This window comes from Sphaerochaeta sp. (assembly GCF_050178175.1).
Classification (GTDB): domain Bacteria; phylum Spirochaetota; class Spirochaetia; order Sphaerochaetales; family Sphaerochaetaceae; genus Sphaerochaeta.
The window spans coordinates 1-2,675 of record NZ_JBFXGH010000197.1 but is presented as its reverse complement, the minus strand read 5'-3'; the positions used below and the strand labels follow the sequence as shown (position 1 = coordinate 2,675).

The following is a 2,675-nucleotide window of genomic DNA, read 5'->3' as shown; positions in this document are numbered from 1 at the left end:
TACCTTATGGAGTAGTCCCTCTGCAGCAAGACCGGCTATGCACACCGCATACATCCGTGTGAATAATCAACATCAACGATGGTCAGTATGTTCTGTTTACTGAGAGAGGACGATTGAAGCAATTATATGGTATCAATCGTAATCATCTATCTATTTTTCTCAGATCAACAGGGCTTCTGTTTTCACCTTTCTCCAGCTCTGTGATAATTCGTTCTTTCTCTTGAACAAGGATCTCAAGCACGACAGGAATATCATCAGCTGCAACAAGGATGCATGCATACTGTTTTTGCAACCTCTTGATGTTTGGTCCAAAGACCTTGGATACAGCAGTATTTACTTGGAATTTCTTCAACAATCCACCGATTCCTGATGCTTTTCGAGGATCGCCATGAGTACTCTCTTGTTCTTCAATATCCACGGTATTTTTCAAGGTATCTATGAAATGGACCCCATGATCATCGATATCGTAAAGATAATAATATTGAGCGTCACCAAAGTGGCGCTCAATGCACGTGTTTCCATCGTCTGTAGCGATTGCCATCCTTATAGTCTGCATAGTTGACTCCTAGCTGTATTATTACACTAGGATAATGAATACAATGAGTCAATCATGCAAGAGCAGAAATACCAAAAATCATTTTTGCAATTGCACTATGCTTGCCAATACGATGAGGTGAAGTACGACTTGTTCGATCCATGAGAACCAGTCAGATCCATGGAAACCTCCAAAGTCGATGGTCAGGATATCGAGTATGACGATCAAGACAAGCCAGAAAACCAGGATGATGGTCAGAGCAAGCTTGCCGAACTTATCCGCGACTCCATTCATGAAGAATTGTACAACGAGGAAGATCCCGCACAATAGTTCAAGCGCAGAGAGAATGTAGAGTAGGAGTTCCCGGTCCCCACCAAACATATTGGAAAGTTCTCGAGAGAGCTGGCTTCCAGCACCTGAGGCAGATGCGAACCCCATCATACCCATTGCAATGAACAAGAGAGCAATCAGCAGTTGCTGAATCCTTGTCGATGCGAGTACCCCAAGCGTTGTCTTTGGGTCCTTTGCCATGTTCTTACTCCTTATGGTAATTACCTACCATCTCTGACAGTGTAGCCTCAAGGAACAGAACCGTAAAGGGGACAAGGTCCTTGGGTATCGATAGATAAGGCTATTTAAGTGTATTCCTGATGAATAGCAAAGAATGTAACTTGCTATTTTACAATAATAAGTTTTTTTGACTAAAGGAAGTACCGTACTTACTCACTGATACGGGGGGTAGGTAGAGGATATTACATAGGAGAAACAATGAGGAAACTTACCAAGGCTACATTCGACAATTTCTCTGATGAAAAGAAACTCATGATCATCCAAACTGCTACCAGAGAGTATGCAAACCAGGGGTTTGAGCATGCAAACATCAATGTCATTGCCGAGAAAGTAGGGATAAGCATTGGGTCGTTATACAAGTATTTTGGGTCGAAGCAAGACCTTTTCCTTGTGACCATCCATCAAGGTACCCAGGTGCTGAAGACAATCGTGCCTTCAGAGCAATCCTTTGAAGAGAAGTGCAGGGATTTGATCAAAGCAATCCAGAAATCAAGTAGGGAGCAGCAAGAACTTCTACGTCTCTACAGTGAACTTGTCAAAAAACTTTCCTATGAGATTGAATCCATCGCCGCCGAGATGTACACTGAGTTGGTCAAGGAAGGCCAGAGAACAGGTGAGATCAAAAGGGATATCGATCCTGCGATGACAGCCTTTCTCATGGACAATCTCTTCATATCCCTTCAGTTCTCATACTCAAGTGAGTATTACCAACAACGATTCAGGATCTTCTTGGGCAATGATATAGAGAATCAGGACACGTTTGTCCTTGATCAAATGGTTAGCTTCATCTCCTCTGCATTGAAAACCTGATATCCCTGAAAAAGGAGTGGCCATGGACAGTAAACAATACCTTCTCGCCTACGATGTTGGTACTACGGGAATGAAGACCTGTCTTTTTTCAGCTGGTGGCCACTTGGAGCTTGTTGCCTCTGCACTTGCCAAGTACCCATTGTATCTCTTTGAGGGTGGCGGTGCAGAGCAGGATCCTGAGGATTGGTGGAAGGCAATGGTCACCACGACAGGGGATGTCCTTTCTATGACTGCAGTCAATCCTGCTGACATCAAGGGAATCTCCTTCTGTTCCCAGATGCAAGGGTTGGTACTTGTTGACAGGGAAGGGAAACCAATCAGGAATGCATTCAGTTATCTTGACCAACGAGCAACCAAGGAATTGAAGGAAGGACTGGCTCACGGTATGCAAATCGAGGGTGCGAACATCTGGAAGCTCCTTCTCTCCCTCTCTATCACAAAGGCGGTTGCTACCAGTGTAAAAGATCCAGTTTGGAAATATCATTGGGTAAGAAACCATGAACCTGACGCTTTCCCCTGTATCTACAAGTGGCTTGATGTGAAGAAGTACCTGATAGCGAAGCTGACCGGTTCGTTCATCATGACTGAAGACTCAGCGTTCGCCACATTATTGTTTGATGCAAAGAAAAGAGTCTGGAGTCCTGTTATGTGCAGAATGCTTGATGTTGACCCAGCCCATTTGCCTAAGATCATGCAATCCACGGAACAGGCCGTGATGCTTACAGAGACTGAAGCTGGGTATCGGGGTTTATATGCAGAC

General features: G+C 44.3%; 4 protein-coding genes. 2 read left to right on the top strand and 2 right to left on the bottom strand.

Features of this window, described 5'->3' with window-relative positions; translation table 11 throughout:
• Positions 1-142: 142 nt before the first annotated feature.
• A complete protein-coding gene (locus AB7S66_RS12500; RefSeq protein ID WP_428520495.1) occupies positions 143-556 on the bottom strand; it encodes a NifB/NifX family molybdenum-iron cluster-binding protein in 414 nt (137 codons plus the stop codon).
• Between the two features lie 78 nt (positions 557-634).
• Positions 635-1,066 carry a hypothetical protein gene (locus tag AB7S66_RS12495; RefSeq protein ID WP_428520493.1) on the bottom strand — a complete coding sequence of 144 codons (432 nt, stop codon included), beginning with the start codon at positions 1,064-1,066 and terminating at the stop codon, positions 635-637.
• A gap of 237 nt (positions 1,067-1,303) precedes the next feature.
• Between AB7S66_RS12495 and AB7S66_RS12490 the strand changes: the two genes are divergently transcribed.
• Together AB7S66_RS12490 and AB7S66_RS12485 are read left to right on the top strand one after the other, a co-directional pair.
• Positions 1,304-1,915 (top strand): TetR/AcrR family transcriptional regulator, encoded by a 612-nt coding sequence (locus tag AB7S66_RS12490; protein ID WP_428520491.1) that lies wholly within the window; start codon positions 1,304-1,306, stop codon positions 1,913-1,915.
• Positions 1,916-1,937: 22 nt separating this feature from the next.
• Positions 1,938-2,675, top strand: a 738-nt coding sequence (locus AB7S66_RS12485; protein WP_428520489.1) for an FGGY family carbohydrate kinase, incomplete at its 3' end; no start/stop codon positions are given.